This window comes from Halomonas sp. ML-15 (genome assembly GCF_014779595.1).
In the GTDB taxonomy this organism is placed as follows: domain Bacteria; phylum Pseudomonadota; class Gammaproteobacteria; order Pseudomonadales; family Halomonadaceae; genus Franzmannia.
Map to the genome: position 1 here is coordinate 308,002 of NZ_JACXZT010000019.1, position 17,978 is coordinate 325,979.

At 63.9% G+C, this 17,978-nt stretch carries 17 protein-coding genes; 8 read left to right on the top strand and 9 right to left on the bottom strand.

What is annotated here, in order from left to right:
* Window positions 1-17: 17 nt before the first annotated feature.
* The 6 genes from IEI94_RS13050 to dctP all read right to left on the bottom strand — a co-directional run bounded on the left by IEI94_RS13050 (window position 18) and on the right by dctP (window position 7,059).
* Window positions 18-1,037, bottom strand: a complete 1,020-nt coding sequence (locus tag IEI94_RS13050; protein ID WP_191167744.1) for a TRAP transporter substrate-binding protein — start codon at window positions 1,035-1,037, stop codon at window positions 18-20.
* An 83-nt stretch (window positions 1,038-1,120) separates the two neighbouring features.
* Window positions 1,121-2,311 (bottom strand): thiolase family protein, encoded by a 1,191-nt coding sequence (locus tag IEI94_RS13055; protein ID WP_191167745.1) that lies wholly within the window; start codon window positions 2,309-2,311, stop codon window positions 1,121-1,123.
* Between the two features lie 75 nt (window positions 2,312-2,386).
* Window positions 2,387-3,943 carry an acyl CoA:acetate/3-ketoacid CoA transferase gene (locus IEI94_RS13060; protein WP_191167746.1) on the bottom strand — a complete coding sequence of 519 codons (1,557 nt, stop codon included), beginning with the start codon at window positions 3,941-3,943 and terminating at the stop codon, window positions 2,387-2,389.
* Between the two features lie 107 nt (window positions 3,944-4,050).
* A complete protein-coding gene (locus tag IEI94_RS13065; protein WP_191167747.1) occupies window positions 4,051-5,346 on the bottom strand; it encodes a TRAP transporter large permease in 1,296 nt (431 codons plus the stop codon).
* A gap of 4 nt (window positions 5,347-5,350) precedes the next feature.
* Complete coding sequence (locus IEI94_RS13070; protein ID WP_191167748.1) at window positions 5,351-5,869, bottom strand: TRAP transporter small permease; 519 nt, start codon at window positions 5,867-5,869, stop codon at window positions 5,351-5,353.
* A 56-nt stretch (window positions 5,870-5,925) separates the two neighbouring features.
* On the bottom strand, window positions 5,926-7,059 hold the full coding sequence (gene dctP, locus IEI94_RS13075; protein WP_191167749.1) for a TRAP transporter substrate-binding protein DctP: 1,134 nt from the start codon (window positions 7,057-7,059) through the stop codon (window positions 5,926-5,928).
* Between the two features lie 268 nt (window positions 7,060-7,327).
* On the opposite strand from dctP, the gene IEI94_RS13080 reads away from it, so the two are divergent.
* From IEI94_RS13080 to IEI94_RS13115, 8 genes are all read left to right on the top strand, one after another.
* The gene (locus tag IEI94_RS13080; protein WP_224750125.1) at window positions 7,328-8,347 is read left to right on the top strand and encodes a TRAP transporter substrate-binding protein; all 1,020 of its coding nucleotides are present in this window, start codon (window positions 7,328-7,330) and stop codon (window positions 8,345-8,347) included.
* Between the two features lie 43 nt (window positions 8,348-8,390).
* A complete protein-coding gene (locus IEI94_RS13085) occupies window positions 8,391-8,906 on the top strand; it encodes a TRAP transporter small permease (protein ID WP_191167750.1) in 516 nt (171 codons plus the stop codon).
* A gap of 3 nt (window positions 8,907-8,909) precedes the next feature.
* A complete protein-coding gene (locus IEI94_RS13090) occupies window positions 8,910-10,169 on the top strand; it encodes a TRAP transporter large permease (protein ID WP_191167751.1) in 1,260 nt (419 codons plus the stop codon).
* Between the two features lie 28 nt (window positions 10,170-10,197).
* On the top strand, window positions 10,198-11,403 hold the full coding sequence (locus tag IEI94_RS13095; protein ID WP_224750126.1) for a 3-hydroxybenzoate 6-monooxygenase: 1,206 nt from the start codon (window positions 10,198-10,200) through the stop codon (window positions 11,401-11,403).
* Between the two features lie 19 nt (window positions 11,404-11,422).
* The gene (gene gtdA, locus IEI94_RS13100) at window positions 11,423-12,469 is read left to right on the top strand and encodes a gentisate 1,2-dioxygenase (protein WP_191167752.1); all 1,047 of its coding nucleotides are present in this window, start codon (window positions 11,423-11,425) and stop codon (window positions 12,467-12,469) included.
* A 175-nt stretch (window positions 12,470-12,644) separates the two neighbouring features.
* Window positions 12,645-13,352: a fumarylacetoacetate hydrolase family protein gene (locus tag IEI94_RS13105; RefSeq protein WP_191167753.1), complete on the top strand. Its 708-nt coding sequence runs from the start codon at window positions 12,645-12,647 to the stop codon at window positions 13,350-13,352.
* Complete coding sequence (maiA, locus tag IEI94_RS13110) at window positions 13,349-13,996, top strand: maleylacetoacetate isomerase (RefSeq protein ID WP_191167754.1); 648 nt, start codon at window positions 13,349-13,351, stop codon at window positions 13,994-13,996. The genes IEI94_RS13105 and maiA overlap by 4 nt, the downstream gene beginning before the upstream one ends.
* A gap of 97 nt (window positions 13,997-14,093) precedes the next feature.
* A complete protein-coding gene (locus tag IEI94_RS13115; protein ID WP_191167755.1) occupies window positions 14,094-14,564 on the top strand; it encodes a MarR family winged helix-turn-helix transcriptional regulator in 471 nt (156 codons plus the stop codon).
* A gap of 59 nt (window positions 14,565-14,623) precedes the next feature.
* Here the strand turns inward: IEI94_RS13115 and IEI94_RS13120 are convergent, their stop codons facing one another.
* From IEI94_RS13120 to IEI94_RS13130, 3 genes are all read right to left on the bottom strand, one after another.
* Window positions 14,624-15,937 (bottom strand): aminotransferase class V-fold PLP-dependent enzyme, encoded by a 1,314-nt coding sequence (locus tag IEI94_RS13120; protein ID WP_224750127.1) that lies wholly within the window; start codon window positions 15,935-15,937, stop codon window positions 14,624-14,626.
* Between the two features lie 63 nt (window positions 15,938-16,000).
* On the bottom strand, window positions 16,001-17,494 hold the full coding sequence (locus IEI94_RS13125; protein ID WP_191167756.1) for a tripartite tricarboxylate transporter permease: 1,494 nt from the start codon (window positions 17,492-17,494) through the stop codon (window positions 16,001-16,003).
* A gap of 34 nt (window positions 17,495-17,528) precedes the next feature.
* Window positions 17,529-17,963 carry a tripartite tricarboxylate transporter TctB family protein gene (locus IEI94_RS13130; RefSeq protein WP_191167757.1) on the bottom strand — a complete coding sequence of 145 codons (435 nt, stop codon included), beginning with the start codon at window positions 17,961-17,963 and terminating at the stop codon, window positions 17,529-17,531.
* Between the last annotated feature and the right edge of the window lie 15 nt (window positions 17,964-17,978).

Here is a 17,978-nt window from a genome sequence, read left to right on the forward strand (position 1 = left end):
CGGTCGACCATGCATCATCAATCAGCCAGCGCATCCACTGCCGACAGGCGCTCTTCCAGATCGTCACGCAGGCTTTCTGGATCGTGGCCGGCATTCTGAACACGCTCGGCCCAGGCCTCTCTCAGCGGCGCAGCAGCATCGCGCCAGGCCGTCATCTCCTCGTCGCTCAGCTCGATCATGGTGTGATCAGGCGAGTCGCGGAACTGCTCGTGCCCCTCACGCTCCATCTCTTCCCAGCCGCGGGTAATCCGCGTCGCCCACTCCCCGGTGCAGTGCTCGTCGATCACGCCCTGCTGCTCGGCACTCATCTGCTGGTAGGCATTTTGATTGATCAGCAGCGCCTGCCACGAAGAGTAAAGCGGGAATTCTATGTGGTAGGTGGTGATCTCATCGATGCCGAACAGGATGGTGGAGCCGGAGGGAAAGGTGATGGCATCCGCCACGCCGCGTGAGAGGGCTTCACGGGTCTCCGGCGCGGATACCTGCACGCTGGCTCCGCCCAGCTCGCTGACAAAATTGGCAATCGACGAGTTGGCCGGACGGATCGTCATGCCACTGATCTGGTCAGGATGGCGGATCTCCTCCTTGGCATGCAGGGTGCCGGGGTAGTGGCCATGAATCAGGCACATCACCACACCGTCCATCTCCTGGTCGGCGTGCTGCTGGTACCACTCGGTCGCCGCCGCAGCGCCGTTCAGGGTATCGCTGACGACGAAAGGCAGCTGCAGCAGGTCCGAAATCGGGAAGCGCCCGGCGGTATAGCCGGGATTGACCCAGGCAATATCGGCTATACCGTTGGCCACCATATCGTAATGGTCCTCGGCGCTGCCGAGCTGCTGGGCGGGGAACATCTGAAAGTCGATGGCGCCGTCCGACGCCTCGGTGATCGATTCGGTCCACTCCTTGAAGCCAGTGGCGGGCAAAGGGTGCTGCTCAGGTAGCCAGTGAGCGAACCTCAGGGTCTGCGCCTCGGCGACTGCTGAGCCGGACCAGAGTCCTACGCAGAGCGTGCTAACCAGGAGCTTGCGGTATGTCATTGTTATCTCCTCATTGCAATTTGAGGCGCCTGCGCCTCACTCAAGCAAAGGGCCTGGCGTGGCCCTTCACGGTCTTACCTGTATCACCCCACCTTGACGATCAGCGCCGCGGCGGAGTCGCCGGCCGCACAGCCGGTCACCAGGGCATAGCCGCCGCCCTTGAGCGCGGTCTCCTCGATCGCCTCGATCAGCAGGCGCGCCAGGGTCGGCGCCTGGGGGTGGCCGTAGACCAGCGAGGTGCCGTAGTTGTTGAAGGTGTTGGCATCCAGCCCCAGCGCCTTGGCCAGGTGCAGGTCATTGGCGATAAACGGCGAGTGATTCTTGACCGTCTTGATCTGGTCCAGCGTCAGGCCGGCCTGATTGAGCGCCCGCTTGACCGATTCCGCCGGCGCCATGGGCATGTGCGCCGGCTTGGTGCGCGCATGGCCATAGGCCACCACCTGCACGACCATCCGCGGGTCGCTGCTCATCGCCTCGGCCCGCTCGCGGGTGGTGACGATGATGCCGGCATTGGCATCCGCCGGGTGCGTCTGGGCGCCAAAGGTATGAATGCCGTCGGGCTGCACGCTGCGTAGCCTGGCCAGCGCTTCGGCGCTGGTAGCCGCGACGCCTTCATCGGCCTCGACCAGCTTGGTCTCCTTGCGCGAGACGGCGACCTCCAGCGGGAACATGTAGCGTTTCTGGAAGGCGCGGTCGTCGGCCAGCGCCTCGGCGTACTGCTCGTAGCGGCGCAGGGTCAGCTCATCGGCCTGCTCACGGCTGAAGCCGTGCTCGCGGGCGACGTTCTCGGCGGTGGTCAGCATGTCCTTGCCGGTAGCCGGATCGGCGGCGATGTTGTCCATGTTCCAGTTTTCCGCGATCACCTCGCCGCCCGGGCCGTTGGGGTTGGGCCAGATGGTATGCGGGCCGTTGGAGGGGCGATCGGCGAGCAGGCAGTAGGTAGTCTCGAAGCTGCCGGAACTCACCGCCAGGGCGGCGTTGAATACCGCGGTAGTGGCCGTTGCGCAGGCCTGGGTGATGTTCTGGCCCGGCGCCTGGCCCGCGCCCATCATGGCCGCCGCCCAGGGCGCGCCGTAGAAGATCGACTTCTGGCCCACCGAAACGCCGAGATATAGGTAGTCGATCAGGGTGGGATCGAAATCCCGCGCGGCAAACCAGCGCTTGCTGGTGGCGGCGCCCAATTCGATGGAGTTGATATTGGCCAGGCTACCCATCCACTTGCAGAAGGGACTGGAGTAGTAGCCGCCGTAGGGGATATAGGCATTGTTGAGCATGTCGGCTTCTCGTTCGGGGTGAAAAAGGAGGCCCCTCGACCTCACTCGGTGCGAGGAGCCCCAACCTGATGATCGTTACGCCAGCAGGCGCTCGCGCAGCTCACCCCAGTGGGACTCAAAGATCCCCGCGGGCATCTCGCGCAGCTCCTCGGCGATACGCGGCACGAAGTCCATGGCCGCCAGGATGTCGCGCTCGACATCGATCCCCGGCGCCACCTCGGTGAGGGTAATCTCGCCGTCGAGCAGCTCGAAGACGCAGCGCTCGGTGACGAACAGCACCGGCTTGCCGGTTTCCTGGGCATAGCGGCCGCTGAAGGTGATCTGGTCGACGCGCTGCACGAACTTGCGGCGCGGCCCCTCCTGGCGAATCTGTATCCCCCCCTCGGCGACGACCACCTCCCCCCCGTTGGTGAAGGTGCCGCAGAACACCACCTTGCGCGCGTTCTGGCTGATATTGATAAAGCCGCCGGGGCCGACCACCTTGTCGCCGAACTTGCTGACGTTGAGGTTGCCCTCGTGGTCGGTCTGGGCCAGACCCAGGAAGCAGACATCCAGGCCACCGCCATCGTAGAAGTCGAACTGGTAGCCATGGTCGATGATCGCCTCGGCGTTGTAAGCGGTAGCGAAGTCGCCACCGCTGGCCGGCACGCCGCCGTAGGTCCCCAACTCGGTGGTCAGGGTCATCAGGTCGCTGACGCCCTCCTCGGCCGCCACGCTGGAGACGCCCTCGGGCATGCCGATGCCCAGGTTGACCATGCCGCCCGCAGGCAACTCCATGGCGGCACGCCGGGCGATGACCTTGCGCGGATCCAGGGCCAGCGGTTTGATGCCCCCCAGGGGCATTTTCAGATCACCGGAAAGTGCCGGGTTGTAGGTGGTGGTGATGGTCTGCATATGCTGTTCGGGCTCGGCCACCACCACATGGTCGACGAGATCTCCCGGCACCTTGACCTGCTTGGGATGCAGGCTGCCCTGGGTGGCCAGGTACTCGACCTGGGCGATCACGATGCCGCCGCTGTTCTTGGCCGCCTGAGCCATGGAGAGCTGCTCGAGAAACAGCGCCTCGCGCTCCATGCTCAGGTTGCCGCGCTCATCGGCGGTGGTGGCGCGGATCACCGCCACGTCCACCGGGAAGGTGCGATAGAGCAGCCACTCCTCGCCCTCCAGCTCGACCAGCTTGACCAGGTCCTCCTCGGCGGCCCGGTTGGCCTTGCCCCCCTCGAGGCGTGGATCGACGAAGGTGCCCAGGCCCACCTTGCTCAGCACACCGGGTTTCTTGCCGGCAATATGCCGCCATAGGTGGGCCAGCACCCCCTGGGGCAGCAGGTACCCTTCGGCACGGTTCTCGCGGAGCAGATCGCCCATGCGCGGCGCCTGCCCGGTATGGCCACTGATCAAGCGCTTGACCAGGCCCGCGTGACCAAGATGATTCATGCCGCGGGTCTTGCCGTCTCCACAGCCGCAGCTATGCGCCAAGGTCAGGTCCCGAGGCGACCCGGTTTCCAGAAAACGTGCCTCCAGCGCCGTAGCCACCGCTTCGGCAAAACCGCACAGGCCGGCGGTGGTCCAGATGACGGTATCGCCATCGCCAATCAAACCCGCTGCCGTGCTGCTGTCGATGATCTTGCTCACTGTATTGGTCCCCTTATGGGAGGAGCTATACGCTACAAACCCATACAAATTGTTTAATCAACAAACGTTAATGCTCGCACCCACGACCATCAAGGCAGGTACGCCGCTCAGCCGGTCAACACCAGCACGATCTGCGGATAGAAGATCACCAGCGCCACCACCACGATATCGGCCACCAGGAAGGTCGAGACCCCTTTGAAGATATCCATCAGCGAGGCGTACTGCCCCGCCACGCCTTTGATGACGAAGATGTTCATCCCCACCGGCGGCGTGATCATGCCGATCTCCAGCAGCTTCACCAGCAGTACGCCGAACCAGATCAGGCTGACGTCATAGAGCTCGAAGATTGGCAGCAGCACCGGCAGCGTCACCAGCATGGCGCCGAAGGGCTCCATAAAGAGCCCGAGGAACAGATAGATCAGCACCACGATCAGCATCAGCTGCAGATAGGAGGGATCCCAGCCGCTGACGGCACTGGTGATATAGCCCGCCACCCCGCTCAAGCTGAGGAACAGCGTGAACATGCTGGCCCCGACACCAATGATCAGCAACGCCGAGGTGGTGGAGAGCGTCTCCAGCAGCGCCTCCTTCATTGCCTGCTTGTCGAGGCGCTTGAGCAGCAGGCCGATCAGGATGGCCCCGGCAGCGCCGACGGCACCGGCCTCGGTAGCGGTGAAGAAGCCCGAGAAGAGCCCGCCGAACACCAGCACGCCCAGCGCCAATACCGGCCAGATATCGATCAGCGCCTGGCGGGGCGACACATCGCGGGCTCCGGTCGCCTCTCGGGGCACGATATCGGGACGCAGCCAGCTGACCAGCAGAATTACGATGCAGTAGCTCACCGCCGTGAGTAGCCCAATGGTGATGCCGCCGAGGAATACCTGGGTGATCGAGACCTGGGCGAACACGCCGTAGACGATCATCAGGATGCTGGGCGGAATCAAGGCGCCGATGGTGCCTCCTGCGGCGATGGTGCCGCAGGCGAAGCTGGGCTTGTAGCCGCCCTTGACCATCTCGGGGATGGCGATGCGCCCCATCGCCGCCGAACAGGCCACGCTAGAGCCACTCACCGCGGCAAAGCCGGAGCTGGCAAAGATACTCGAAATCGCCACACCCCCAGGCAGCCAGCGGAACACCACCTTGGCCGCATTGAACAGCCCATTGGTGAGGCCGGTGTGATAGCAGACGAAGCCCATCAGCAGAAACATCGGCACCGCGCTGAGCGTCCACTTAGCGATGAACTCGTAGGGCGTCGCAGACAGCATGCCGATGGCCGTCTCCCAGCCAAACATTACCGTCATGCCGCCCAGGGCCACTGCCACCAACGCCAGCGCCACCGGTACGCGCAGTGCCAGCAGCAGCAGCAGAATCGCCAGGCCTGTAAAACCAATCGCAACGGACATGAAATTACCTTTCGTCTTGCGCGGGAGTGTCGTAGCTCGTTCCCGCTGCCAGCAGCGGCAGCCTCACCAGACAGACCAGCGCGGCCAGGGCAAAGGCAGCAGGGAGAACGAAGTAGGTCGGCCAGACGGGCATGGGTACGTTGAGCGACATCACATAGGCACCGATCTGGTACTGCTCCATCGCCTTGTCCCAGGTGGCCACGGCCAGCACGACATAAATGGCCGCCGACAGGATCGACACCAGTACATCCGAGACACGGATCAGCGTCGGCCCCATCATGCCTTCCAGCGCCTCGACGCGGATCATCCCGCGCCGCCACTCGACCCACCCCAGCGGCAGCAGCGCCAGGGTGATCAAGTAATAGCGCGTGACCAGTTCGAGCGTGGCGGGAATCGAGATCGACAGCGTCGAGCGCAGCAACACGTCGAGGGTGATGTGCACCACCATCAGCAGGATGCCGAGGGTCCCCAGCAGCGCCAAGCCGACGGCAGCCAGATTGGTCAGGCGATACAGCATAGCCATGATGGAATCTCCGGCATCACGTGCCGGCCCGAAGGCCGGCATTCAACGGATCAGCATCAGCTGCCGTAGGAAGCGAAATCGACATCACTCCAGATTTCGCGCTTCATGGCCTCGGCAACCGCCTCGGGATCATCACCCGTCTCCTCGACGATCTCGGTCCACTTCTCGACCAGCGCCTGAAAACGCTCGATCTTGCTTTCGGCATCCTCTACGCCATAGCGGCTCTCGGCCTGCTCGGCAGCATAGACCAGATCCTCTTCGAGGAAGGCAGGAATGGCATCGAGAAGGTCCTGCTCGGGCTCGAGAATTTCGATACCGCTGTCGTGAGCAATCTCGCGCGCCTCATCAGCCATCTCGTAGCCCCAGCGCTGGGTGATGGCGGCACTTGCCTCGACCGAGGCGTGAATCATCGCCTCACGCTCCTCCGCGGAGAGCGTCTCCCAGGTGCGCTGGCCGATGGCGTGGGAGATGGTGCTGTGGAAGGTGCCCAGCTCGATGTCCGTCACGTAGTTGAGCACGTCGTCGAGGCGGAAGGAGATAATGTCGGCGATGGAGGCAACCGTCCCCTCGATCACGCCTTGGGAGAGCGACTCGTAGGTCTCGCCCACCGACATGGTCGCCGGGGTCAGGCCAACCGACTCGGCCCAGCGCGAGTACTGCGGGCCGCCGACGCGCATGCGCAGGCCGCGCAGATCCTCCAGCGAGCGCACCGGCTCGGTGCTCAGAATGCGATAGAGGTCAGAGGCGTGGGAGCTGGTGTAGACGATGCCCAGCTCTCGAAGCTCGGCCTGGCACTCGGCGCAGGTGACGATATATTCGGTGACAGCGGCCCCCATCGCATGCGGCGTAGTGCCGAGGAAGGCCATATCGCCGACCAGGTTGATCTCTGGCAGGTCGGCCGGGAAGTAGGCCGGCAGGAACAATCCTGCCTCCACCAGCCCACTGCGGATGGCATTGCGCATATTGCCGATATTAGCGACCTCGGTGCCGAGCAGATTGCCCGTCAATCCGCCATCCGTCTTCTCCTCCAGACGCTCGGCGAATTCGGTGAACATCGGATCGTAGGCCGGATGTGCGGGCGGCACCCCCGGGGCCATGCGCAGTTCGCGCGCCTGCGCATGGGTGGCAATTGCCAGGCTACTAACGGTCACGGCGATGGCGAGGGTCTTGAACAGCGGGCGTGTGGTCATGGGTCACCTCAGCGGTTGGCTTATATTTGTTTATTTAGACAACAATAGATAATTACATCTATCTTGCGCTCGATTATAGTCCACAGCACCACCATCTCCGATACCAGACTTTGGTATGAACATTTCGGCCTCAACGATGCTGGGCTGTCGACTTTCGTTTAATTGCGCACAATAGTGATGATCACAATACTGACTATTAGAGCGACACTACTACAAGCCGCTCTCCAGCAGCACGCTTCAACTCCCTGACGACCTCGAGGTAGTGAAAATGACAACTACACCCCGCACGCCGCCCCGCCTCCTGCTTCCCAGTGCCCTGCTGTGCTCTACGTTGCTGGGCGCGTCGCTGCTCGCCAGCACCCCGGTCCTGGCCACCGAACTGCGCATGGGGCTCATCACCCCACCCCAGCACATCTGGACCCAGGCCGCCGAGCGACTCGCCGAGACGGTCGCCGAGCGCAGCGACGGCGAACTGACTATCGCCATCTTTCCCGCCGGCCAGTTGGGCGACGAACCGGCAATGTTCTCCCAGATGGAGACCGGCCTGCTGGACTTGGGGCTAATGACCGCCGCCATTACAAGCCAGCGCGAGCCGGCCTTCGTCGGCTGGTTCAGCCCCTTCCTGTTCGATAGCGTCGCCGAAGCCGCCAAGGCCACCGAGACCGATGCCGCCCAGCAGATGCTGGACAACCTCGAGGACAAGGGCCTGCACGCCTTCGGCTACACCTTCGCCGGCATGCGCCACATCCTGATGCGCGACGGCCGGGTCGAGAGCCTCGACGACGTGCGCCGCGAGAAGGTGCGCATTATTCCGATCCCGGCCATGCAGGCCTGGTGGCGGGAAGCCGGCGCCACGCCCACCCCGGTCCACCTGCCCGATGTCTACCAGAGCCTGCAGAACCGCATGCTCGACGGTATCGATATCGACCTCGACGCCCTGGTGGGCTCCGGCTTCTACGAGGTGGCCGAACACCTCACCCTGACCAACCACATGGCCTTTCCCGCCGTCTCGGTGATCAGCCAGACCACCTGGTCATCGCTCTCCGAGGTAGAGCGCGAGCTGCTCGAGGAGGCCATGCAGGAGGCCCTTGAGTGGGCCACCGAGTCCCAGATCGCGGCGGAAGAAAGCAACCTGGCCTATCTGGAGGAGACCATTGACGTCTTCACCCTGGAGGACGCCGAGGGTGTCTTCGACGCAGCCAACCAGGCCTTCCAGGCGCGCTTCGGCGAACACCCCGTCATCCAGGCCTTCCAGCAGGAGGTCGCCGCCCGCCAGGACGGAGAATGAGTCACATGGTAACGACCTCCCTCCGGACACCCGGGTGACAGCTATGCCGATATCCTCCCTGACCCGCGCCAGCCGATGGCTGGCGCAGCTCGAGCAGTTGCTGTGCAGCCTGCTGATCGTTGCCTTCAGCAGTTTACTGATCATCAACGTGCTTGGCCGCTATGTCTTCAGCAGTCCGCTGTTCTTCGCCGAGGAGCTGGCGGTCTACATCCTGATATGGATGGCCTTCCTGGCCATCTCGGTGGCCATCCACCACGACCAGCACGTGCGGCTGACCATGCTGGTGGGACTGCTACCGGAGCGACTGCAGAGACTCAGCTATTGGGTGACCGAGCTGATCTGCCTGGCCGTGCTGGCCACACTACTGTGGTACGCCATCGGCTGGATTCGCTCCCCCTCGATGGCCTTCGATATCGCCATCACCCTCGACTGGCCCAAGTGGCATTTCTACCTGATCGTGCCGATCTTCTGCGCCACCGGGATCTTCCACATTCTTGCCAGGCTGCCGGACCGTACCCGCACGGTCTTTGCCCTGGCCAACGACGACGAGGAGACCTGACCCATGACACTCGCCGTCTTCATCCTGCTGATGCTGCTGGGCATGCCGATCGCCTTCGTGCTGCTCGCCTCCACCTTCGCCTTCGTGATCAACACCGGCAACTACCGCATTTTAGAGGGTCTGCCCCAGGTGCTGTTCGGTTCACTAGAGGTGTTCGATCTGCTGGCCATTCCGCTGTTCATCCTGCTCGGCGAGATCATGAACGAGGGTGGGATTACCCGGCGCATCATCCAGGCAGCCCGCGCCTGGTTCGCCTGGATTCCCCACAGTATTGCGTACGTTTCCCTGACGTCGAACCTGATGCTGGCCTCCATCATGGGCTCGGCGACGGCACAGATCGCCATCATGAGCCGGGTGATGACGCCGGAACTCGAGAAGGATGGCTACGATAGAGGGTTCGCCGCGGCCCTGACCGCCGGGTCAGGCCTGCTGGGGCCGATCATCCCGCCTTCGATGATCTTCATCATCTACGGCGTTATCGCCCAGGTCTCCATCGGCGCCATGTTCATGGGGGGAATCATTCCCGGCCTGGTGCTCTTCGTACTGATCAGCGGCCTGATCGCGCTGATCGCCCGACGCGCCCGCAAGGCGCAGGGAGAGGAGCGTGCGACCATCAATCGCTGGCTGGCCACCCGCAATGCCATCCTGACCCTGAGCATTCCCCTGGTGATCGTCGGTGGCATCGCCTTCGGCATCGTCACCCCCACCGAATCTGCGGCCGCTGCCACCCTGATGGCACTGATCATCGGCGGCTTGCTGTTCCGTGATCTCAAGGCCTCGAGCCTGCCCGGCGTACTGGCCCGTACCGCCCGCAACACCGCCATCGTGCTGTTCCTGATCGCCGCGGCCAAGGCCTTTGGCTGGGTGCTGGTCTACAACCAGATTCCCCAGCAGGTGGCCGGGCTGATGCAGGGCGCCACCGAGAGCCCACTGATCTTCATGCTGCTGGTGTTCCTGATGCTGCTGGTGGTGGGGATGGTGCTGGACGGCATTGCCGCATTGATCATCCTCGTGCCGATCCTGCTGCCGGTGGCCCAGGGCAGCTACGGTATCGACCCCGTCCACTTCGGCATCGTCACTTGCATGACCCTGACCCTGGGCCTGCTGACCCCGCCCGTGGGCGCCGGGCTATACGTTGCCTCGGCGATCAGCAACGTCAGCCTGCAGCGCATCACCTTATGGATCACCCCCTTCATCCTGGCGGCCTGCCTGGTCATCGTCGCCACCATCCTCAACCCCTGGGTCGTGACGGTCTTCCGTTGATCGTCCTGACCACGAACATGAAAGGTGCATGATGAGTCACAACACCGTCATTGTCGCCGGCGGCGGCATCGGCGGCCTGGCCGCCGCCCTCGGCCTGGCCCGACAAGGCATTCCTAGCCTGGTGCTGGAGCAGGCCCCCGAGCTCGGCGAGATCGGCGCCGGCATCCAGATCGGCCCCAACGCCTTCCACGCCTTCGACTACCTGGGCATCGGCGACGAGGCCCGCGCCAAGGCGGTCTACATCGACAATCTGCTGCTGATGGATGCCATGGAGGATCGTCAGATTGCCGCGATCCCCCTGGACCGGACCTTCCGCGAGCGCTTCAACAACCCCTACGCGGTGGTGCATCGTGCCGACCTCCACAAGGTGTTGCTCGATGCCTGCGAGGCCAATGAGCTGGTCGAGCTACGCACCGACTCGCGAGTCGAGGACTACGAGCAGAATGCCGAGGGCGTCACCGCCATCCTCGAGAGCGGCGAACATTTCACCGGCCGCGCCCTTATCGGCGCCGAGGGGCTCTGGTCACCGATCCGCCAGAAGCTGGTCGGTGACGGCGCTCCGCGGGTCTCGGGGCACACCACCTACCGCTCGGTGATTCCCACCGCGCAGATGCCCGAGGAGCTGCGCTGGAACGCCGCCACCCTCTGGGCAGGACCCAAGTGCCATATCGTCCACTACCCGCTCAAGGGCGGCGAGGTCTACAACCTGGTGGTGACCTACCACAACGACGCCCCCAAGCCGATGGCCGGCAAACCGGTGACCAAGGAGGAGGTCTACCGCGGCTTCGCGCATATCGCCGAGCGCCCGCGCCAGATCATCGAGCACGGCAAGGACTGGAAGATGTGGGTGCTGTGCGATCGCGACCCCAATGAGCACTGGATCGACGGCCGCGTGGTACTGCTCGGCGACGCCGCCCACCCGATGTTGCAGTACATGGCCCAGGGGGCCTGCATGGCCATGGAGGACGCCGTCTGCCTCTCCTACCACCTGGGCCACAAAGCCAACCTCGCTGACGCCTTCGAGGCCTACCGCAACGACCGCTTCGCCCGTACCGCCCGGGTGCAGACCTACTCACGGCTGATGGGTGAGTACATCTATCACCCGGCCGAGGGCAAGGCTGCCATGCGCAACGCCACCATGCGTGCCATGACCCCCGAGGACTTCTACGACCGCATCGAGTGGCTCTACGGCGGTAGCGGCCTGAGCAACGTCACCACCTCACAAGACGCCTGAACCCGCAGGAGGACACAGCATGTCACTGACCGAAAAGCCCCAGAGCTCGCCTGAGCGCAAGGCCTACTACGAGAAGATCGCCAAGCAGGACTTCAGCGCTCTGTGGAACGTGCTTAGCGATATCATCACGCCGACCCCCAGGAGCGCCTGCCAACCCCATCTCTGGGACTTCGCGGCGGCTCGGGCGTTGTTGCTCGAAGCCGGCGATCTGATCACCGCCAAGGAGGCGGAGCGCCGGGTACTGATTCTCGAGAACCCCGGGCTACGCGGACAAAGCCGCATTACCACCTCTCTGTATGCCGGCCTGCAGTTGGTGATGCCCGGTGAGGTCGCCCCAGCACACCGTCACAGCCAGTCGGCGCTGCGCTTCGTGATGGATGGCGGCGGTGCCTGCACGGCGGTCAACGGCGAGCGCACGATCATGCAAGAAGGCGACTTCGTGATCACGCCCCCCTGGGCCTGGCACGACCACGGCAACGAGTCCGACAAGCCAATGATCTGGATGGATGGCCTGGATATCCCCATGGTTTCGTTCTATGACGCCTCCTTCGCCGAGGGCCTGAACGAAGACATGCAGGCGATTACCAAGCCTACCGGCGACTCGCTGGCACGCTACGGCGCCAACATGCTGCCGGTAGACTTCGAGAAGCGCGGCCTGGCCTCGCCGATCTTCAACTACCCCTACGAGCGCACCCGCGAGGCGCTGGAGATCATGCGCCAGCGCGACGAATGGGACCCTTGCCACGGCCTCAAGATGCGCTACGTCAATCCGGTAGACGGCGGCTTCGCCATGCCCACCATCGCGCCCTTCGTGCAACTACTGCCCAAGGGCTTCAAGACCGCCAGCTACCGCTCCACCGACGCCACGGTATTCAGCGTCGTCGAGGGCACCGGCCGCACCACCATCGACGGCAAGACCTTCGAGTGGAAGCCCAAGGACATCTTCGTGGTGCCCAGTTGGCAGGAGGTCGTCCACGAGGCCGACGCGGATGCCGTGCTGTTCAGCTACTCCGACCGCGTCGCCCAGCAGAAGCTTGGAATATGGCGCGAAGCCCGCAGCGCCTGAGGAGAAGAGTCTGCGCTCGCCCATACGGCGTTAAAAATCGGCTCAAGATGCTCATTTACAGACCGTAAACTCCGCTCTTTCGCCGCTTTTTGCCTTGTCTGGGCATCGCTCGACGACTTCTCCACCAGGCGCTAACTGAATCAACAGCTAACGATGAATTGAAAGGTAAACGATCATGACCGACTACGTCTTCAAGCCCCACCCCATCACCAGCGTCGCCATCGAGGGGGACGACAAGCGCTTCCCGGTGCGCCGCATCTTCTGCGTGGGCCGCAATTACGAGGCTCACGCACGCGAAATGGGCCGCGACCCGAGCCGCGAATTTCCGTTCTTCTTCACCAAGCCGGCCGATGCCATCGTGCCCGACGGCGGTAATGTGCCCTACCCACCGGAGACCCAGAACTTTCACTACGAGATGGAGCTGGTGGTGGCTATCGGCAAGGCCGGTTTTCAGATTCCCGCCGATAAGGCACACGACTACATATACGGCTACGCCGCCGGCAACGACCTGACCCGTCGCGACCTGCAACTCGAGGCACGTGAGAAGGGGCGTCCCTGGGACTGGGGCAAGGCCTTCGATGAGTCCGCCGTGATCTCGCCGCTGCGCCGCGCCAGCGAGATCGGCCACCCTACTACCGGGCGCATCTGGCTCGCAGTCAACGACGAGATCAAACAGGATCAGGACATTGCCGATCTCATCTGGGACGTGGAGGAGATCGTCTCTATCCTTTCCCACACCATGCGCATCCAGCCTGGCGACCTCATCTATACCGGTACACCGGCCGGCGTCGGTCCGCTACAGGTAGGTGACAGGGTCACTGGCGGCATCGACGGCGTTGGCGATCACTCGATCACCATCGTGGCGCCGCGGGAGGGAGTATGAGCCTGGTCCTGCATAACTTCTTTCGTAGTTCCGCCTCGGTCAGGGTCCGCGCGGCCCTGAACCTCAAGGGGCTCGCATACGAGCATGTCTCCTATGTGCTGCGCGACAAGCATCACCAGTCGGAGGCCTTCCTCACCCTCAACCCGCAGGGCCTGGTGCCGGCCCTGCAACTCGAGGACGGCAGCGTGCTCAGCCAGTCCCTGGCCATCGTCGAATACCTGGACGAGACCCACCCGGAACCGGCCCTGCTCCCCGATAACCCGCTGGATCGCGCCTGGGTTCGCTCGCTGGCTCAAGCCGTGGCCTGCGACATCCACCCGGTCAACAACCTGCGGGTGCTGCAGTACCTCGGAGGCGAACTGAAGGTCAGTGAGGAAAGGGCGGGCGAGTGGTTCCGCCACTGGGTCGACCAGGGCTTCGCCCCTCTGGAGCTGCAGCTGGCCGGCGATGCCCGGCGTGGCAAGTTCTGCTATGGTGACGCCCCCGGCCTGGCCGACTTGTGCCTGTTTGCCCAAGTGGCCAATAATCGTCGCTTCGACGTCGACATGTCGCGCTACCCCATCCTGCAGACCATCTATGACAACTGTCTGCAGTTGCCGGCCTTCGTCGATGCTCTGCCGGAGAACCACCCTCACGCCGGGTGAAGCTGCGCGACAGTACCGCACCCTCGCCGTGACCGGCTGTCAGCGCCACCGGCCACGGCGTCCCTGTATCGCTTACGTTTCATCGAGATTTGTCACCATGACTGGATCGCCCCTCACCAAGGCCAACTCTCTGCCCGGCAACCTGCTGCGGCGCTGCCATCAGATCAGCGTGGCGATCTTTCTAAGGAAGTGCGAGGAGTACAATCTGACCCAGCTGCAGTATGTGGTGCTCGCTGCCCTGGACGAGCAAGGACCACTCGACCAGATCACCCTTGGCGGGTTCACGGCGCTGGATCGCAACACCGTCGCGGTAGTGGTTCGCAAGCTGGAGGAGCGCGGTCTGGTCACCCGGCAGCGTAACCCCGAGGACCGCCGCTCAATGGTAGTGACCCTGACCGACAGCGGCGAACGGCTCAGGCAAGATGCCGAAACCGCAGTGATTGCCGCCCAGGACGAGATCCTCGCCCCGCTGGACGACGACGAGCGCCAACAGCTCTGCCGGCTTCTCCAGCGCCTCGCCGATGAAAACAATGCACTGAGCCGGGTGCCAATCCGCCGCGCTATTTAAGGCCATGCACGACCTGCCAAGCCTACGCTGAATGGGCATTGGTAAAGCGCCTGACACTCTTATGGCCGAGGCAGCACCTCAGCCAGGGCTGTCAGGCAGGTGTCGATCTCCTCGACGCTGTTATAGTGCGCCAACGAGATTCGGGTGACCGCCGGCAGCTCTAGCGGTCGCAGAATGTTGCCAGAGTAGACATCGTCGCTGCGTGCGTGAACGCGCACCCCGCGCGCGCCGAGCTCGGCCACCACATGCTTGGCCTCGACGCCTTCGATGGCGAACGATACCACCCCTTCGCGGTGCGGCGAGTCGGCAGGGCCAATCAGCCGCAATCCAGGATAGTGGCAAAGCCCCTTCAGGCCCGCACCACCGTGCAGCAGTCGATGCACTAGAGCACGCTCATGGGCGTGCATGGCCCGCCCAGCGGCCACCAGGCAGGCTCGGCGCGACGACGCCTCGGTGAAGTGCCCGCCCAGCCAAGCGAGGTAGTCGACCATTGCGCTGACCCCAGCCAGCGCCGATGGGTCGCGGCTGCCCAGCTCCCAGGCGTCGGCGGGCTTGCCCGAGAGTCGGTCGTGATCGATGACGCTCAGGCGATCCGAGAGCCAGGCATAACCGTTGTTGAAACGGCAGTACGCCTTGTAGGGCGAAATCACATAGGCGTCGACACCATAGTCATCGACGGCCAGCGTCCCATGCGGGGCATGCTGGATACCGTCAACGATAATAATGCACTGCGGGGCTATGCTGCGTATGGTGCGAGCGATCCCGGCGACATCCATGCTCATGCCGGTGACCGGGCTGGTATGCAGGATCGTCGCGATGCACGTGTCCGCCCTCACGCGATCGGCGTAGTGCGCCGCAGTCACCCGCCCCGTCTCAACGTCGAACGGTACTTCGATCCACTCGCGGCCAGTGCGTCGTGCCCACTGGGCGGTCGCATCATAGGTGCCAGGATGCTCCACCGAGCTCGAGACGATGCTGCCGCCCGGTTCGGCGGCGAGTGCTGCGGCGCGGATCACGCGGAACAGGCACTCGGTACCGCTCTCACCGCCAAAGATGACGCCGCTGCTGGCGCCCATAAAGATAGCCAGATCCTGGCGCCCATTCGCGACGATCTGCGATACGGCATGGGAGGCGGGATTGTCACGATGCTCATTATCGGGAATCCCGGCGACCTCGGCGCTGTGCTCAACGGCTCTCTTGAGCGTCAATGAGCCCCCCGCATTCTCGAAGAACACCCGCTTACCCGTGAACGGGCACTGCTCGACATGCAGGAAGGCGTTGCGCACCTGCTCGAGTAGCGCGCTGGGGAGTAACACGCCCTCCGCGGGCATGGTCTGTGAAAAGTCACTAATCTGGGACGCTATCGTCACCATGATGGATATCTCCGTCGGCCAGTGAGTCGCTCCCCTGGCCTGGTTAGGGAAGGTGGTAAGGCGTCAGGTCGGGGCATGCCGACGTTGCCGCCAGCGGTTCCAGAGCGGATACGCCAGCGCCAGCACCACCAGTAAGCACAGCCCCAGTGACAGTGGCCGGGTAAAGAAGGTGGTGAGGTCCCAGTGCGCGATCTGCATCGAGCGCCGGAAGTTGACCTCGAGAATGGGGCCGAGGATCAGGGCGATGACCAAGGGCGCCGCCGGATAGCGCCAACGCTCCATGAAAAAGCCCACCACGCCGAAGGCCAAGGCGAGCCAGACGTCGACTATCTCGTTGCGCAGTGCAAAGGTACCGATCACGCTGAACACCAGGATCATCGGCCCCAGCACCGCCCCCGGCACCTTGGTCACTACCACCAGGTAGCGACACAGCCACAGGCCGACCAAGGCAAACAGCAGATTGGCCAGCAGCAGGGAGAGGATCAGGGTGTAGGTCGTCTCGGCGTGCTGGGTAAACAGGCTCGGCCCCGGAATCATGCCGTGGATCGTCAGACCGCCGATAAACACCGCGGTCACCGCGTTGCCGGGAATGCCGAGCGTCAAGGTGGGAATCAGCGTACCGCCGGTCACCGCGTTGTTGGCCGACTCGGAGGCCGCCACCCCTTCCAGCTCCCCCTTGCCGAAGCGCTCAGGTGTCGATGAGTGCCGCCTCGCCTCGCTGTAGGAGATAAAGGAGGCGATGCTGGTCCCGGCGCCAGGCAGGATGCCTACCACCGAACCGATGACCGAAGAGCGCAGCATGGTGCGCAGGCAGCGCCGGATATCCAGCCACGCCGGCAACCGGCGCCCCTGCAGCGGCTGTGCCGTGCCCGACAGCACCCCGCCACCCGCCGGCACACAGAGGTTGAAGGCCTGGGAGACCGAGAATAGCCCGATCAGTACCGGCAGTAGCGGTACCCCATCGAACAGCTCGCTGTGGCCGAAGGTGAAGCGCTGCATACCGGTGAAGGTGTCCAACCCCACCGTGGCCAGTACCAACCCCACCGCTGCTGATAGCACCCCCTTGAGGGGACGATCCGACGCCACGCTGACGATGGTCACCAGACCGAAGATCGCCAGCACCGTGTACTCCTGCGGGCCAAAGGCCAAGGCGACCGTGGACAGCGGCGGGGCGATGGCGATCAGCACCACCACGCTGAACAGCCCGCCAAACAGAGAGGCAAGCGTCGCCATCCCCAGTGCCTCGCTGCCACGTCCCGCCGCCGCCAACGGATAGCCGTCGAGGGCGGTGGCAATCGAGGCATCGGTGCCCGGAGTGCGTAACAGGATCGCCGTTACCGAGCCACCATAGACCGAGCTGACGTAGACGGCGCCGAGCAGGATAAGCGCCAGATCGGGCGGCATGTTGAACGTGATGGGGATACATAGCGCCACCCCCATCGTCGAGGAGAGCCCCGGCAGCGAGCCGATCGTCATGCCGGCCAGGGTGCCGAGCAGTAGCGTCAGCAGCGCCATCGGCGTCAGCACGTTGCCGAGGGCAAGTAGCAGTACATCCATATCGTGTCTCTTGAATGGGTCGCGGGGAGTGCCGCTAGGGTGTCAGCCAGCCGCCCGGCAGTGGCACCGACAGCAGGTACACGAAGACCACATAAATCAGCGCCGAGAAGGCCACCGACACCGTCAGCGCCAGCGGCCACCGAAGCTGGCCCAACCAGCGCAAACTGGCCAACACGAATAGCGGTAGCGCGATGAAGGTCCCGGCGCTCAACATCAGCAGCAGCAGTCCCAACACGCATAGGCACCACACCGCGAAGCGCTGGTAGGCCAACGGCGGGGGCGGCGCATCGGGGGCGCGACGGCGCAGGGTGCCAAGGGCGATACCCAGGCAGGCCAGCCCTCCTAGCGTGCCGGCGATCACCGGGAAGACCCCCGCGTCGCCGCGCATCCCCAGCCCGGTGACCACCACGGCGGCACATAGCGCGCCCAACAGCAGGGCCACGCCACGATCGATCGTATCGAGCGTCATGGGCTATCTACTCCT

Coding starts and splice junctions, on each gene's coding strand:
- IEI94_RS13085 (WP_191167750.1), top strand. CDS start 8,391: ATGCCGATATCCTCCCTGACCCGCGCCAGCCGATGGCTGGCGCAGCTC.
- IEI94_RS13070 (WP_191167748.1), bottom strand. CDS start 5,869: ATGGCTATGCTGTATCGCCTGACCAATCTGGCTGCCGTCGGCTTGGCG.
- maiA (WP_191167754.1), top strand. CDS start 13,349: ATGAGCCTGGTCCTGCATAACTTCTTTCGTAGTTCCGCCTCGGTCAGG.
- dctP (WP_191167749.1), bottom strand. CDS start 7,059: ATGACCACACGCCCGCTGTTCAAGACCCTCGCCATCGCCGTGACCGTT.
- IEI94_RS13065 (WP_191167747.1), bottom strand. CDS start 5,346: ATGTCCGTTGCGATTGGTTTTACAGGCCTGGCGATTCTGCTGCTGCTG.
- IEI94_RS13120 (WP_224750127.1), bottom strand. CDS start 15,937: ATGGTGACGATAGCGTCCCAGATTAGTGACTTTTCACAGACCATGCCC.
- IEI94_RS13130 (WP_191167757.1), bottom strand. CDS start 17,963: ATGACGCTCGATACGATCGATCGTGGCGTGGCCCTGCTGTTGGGCGCG.
- IEI94_RS13080 (WP_224750125.1), top strand. CDS start 7,328: ATGACAACTACACCCCGCACGCCGCCCCGCCTCCTGCTTCCCAGTGCC.
- IEI94_RS13115 (WP_191167755.1), top strand. CDS start 14,094: ATGACTGGATCGCCCCTCACCAAGGCCAACTCTCTGCCCGGCAACCTG.
- IEI94_RS13125 (WP_191167756.1), bottom strand. CDS start 17,494: ATGGATGTACTGCTACTTGCCCTCGGCAACGTGCTGACGCCGATGGCG.
- IEI94_RS13095 (WP_224750126.1), top strand. CDS start 10,198: ATGATGAGTCACAACACCGTCATTGTCGCCGGCGGCGGCATCGGCGGC.
- gtdA (WP_191167752.1), top strand. CDS start 11,423: ATGTCACTGACCGAAAAGCCCCAGAGCTCGCCTGAGCGCAAGGCCTAC.
- IEI94_RS13050 (WP_191167744.1), bottom strand. CDS start 1,037: ATGACATACCGCAAGCTCCTGGTTAGCACGCTCTGCGTAGGACTCTGG.
- IEI94_RS13090 (WP_191167751.1), top strand. CDS start 8,910: ATGACACTCGCCGTCTTCATCCTGCTGATGCTGCTGGGCATGCCGATC.
- IEI94_RS13055 (WP_191167745.1), bottom strand. CDS start 2,311: ATGCTCAACAATGCCTATATCCCCTACGGCGGCTACTACTCCAGTCCC.
- IEI94_RS13105 (WP_191167753.1), top strand. CDS start 12,645: ATGACCGACTACGTCTTCAAGCCCCACCCCATCACCAGCGTCGCCATC.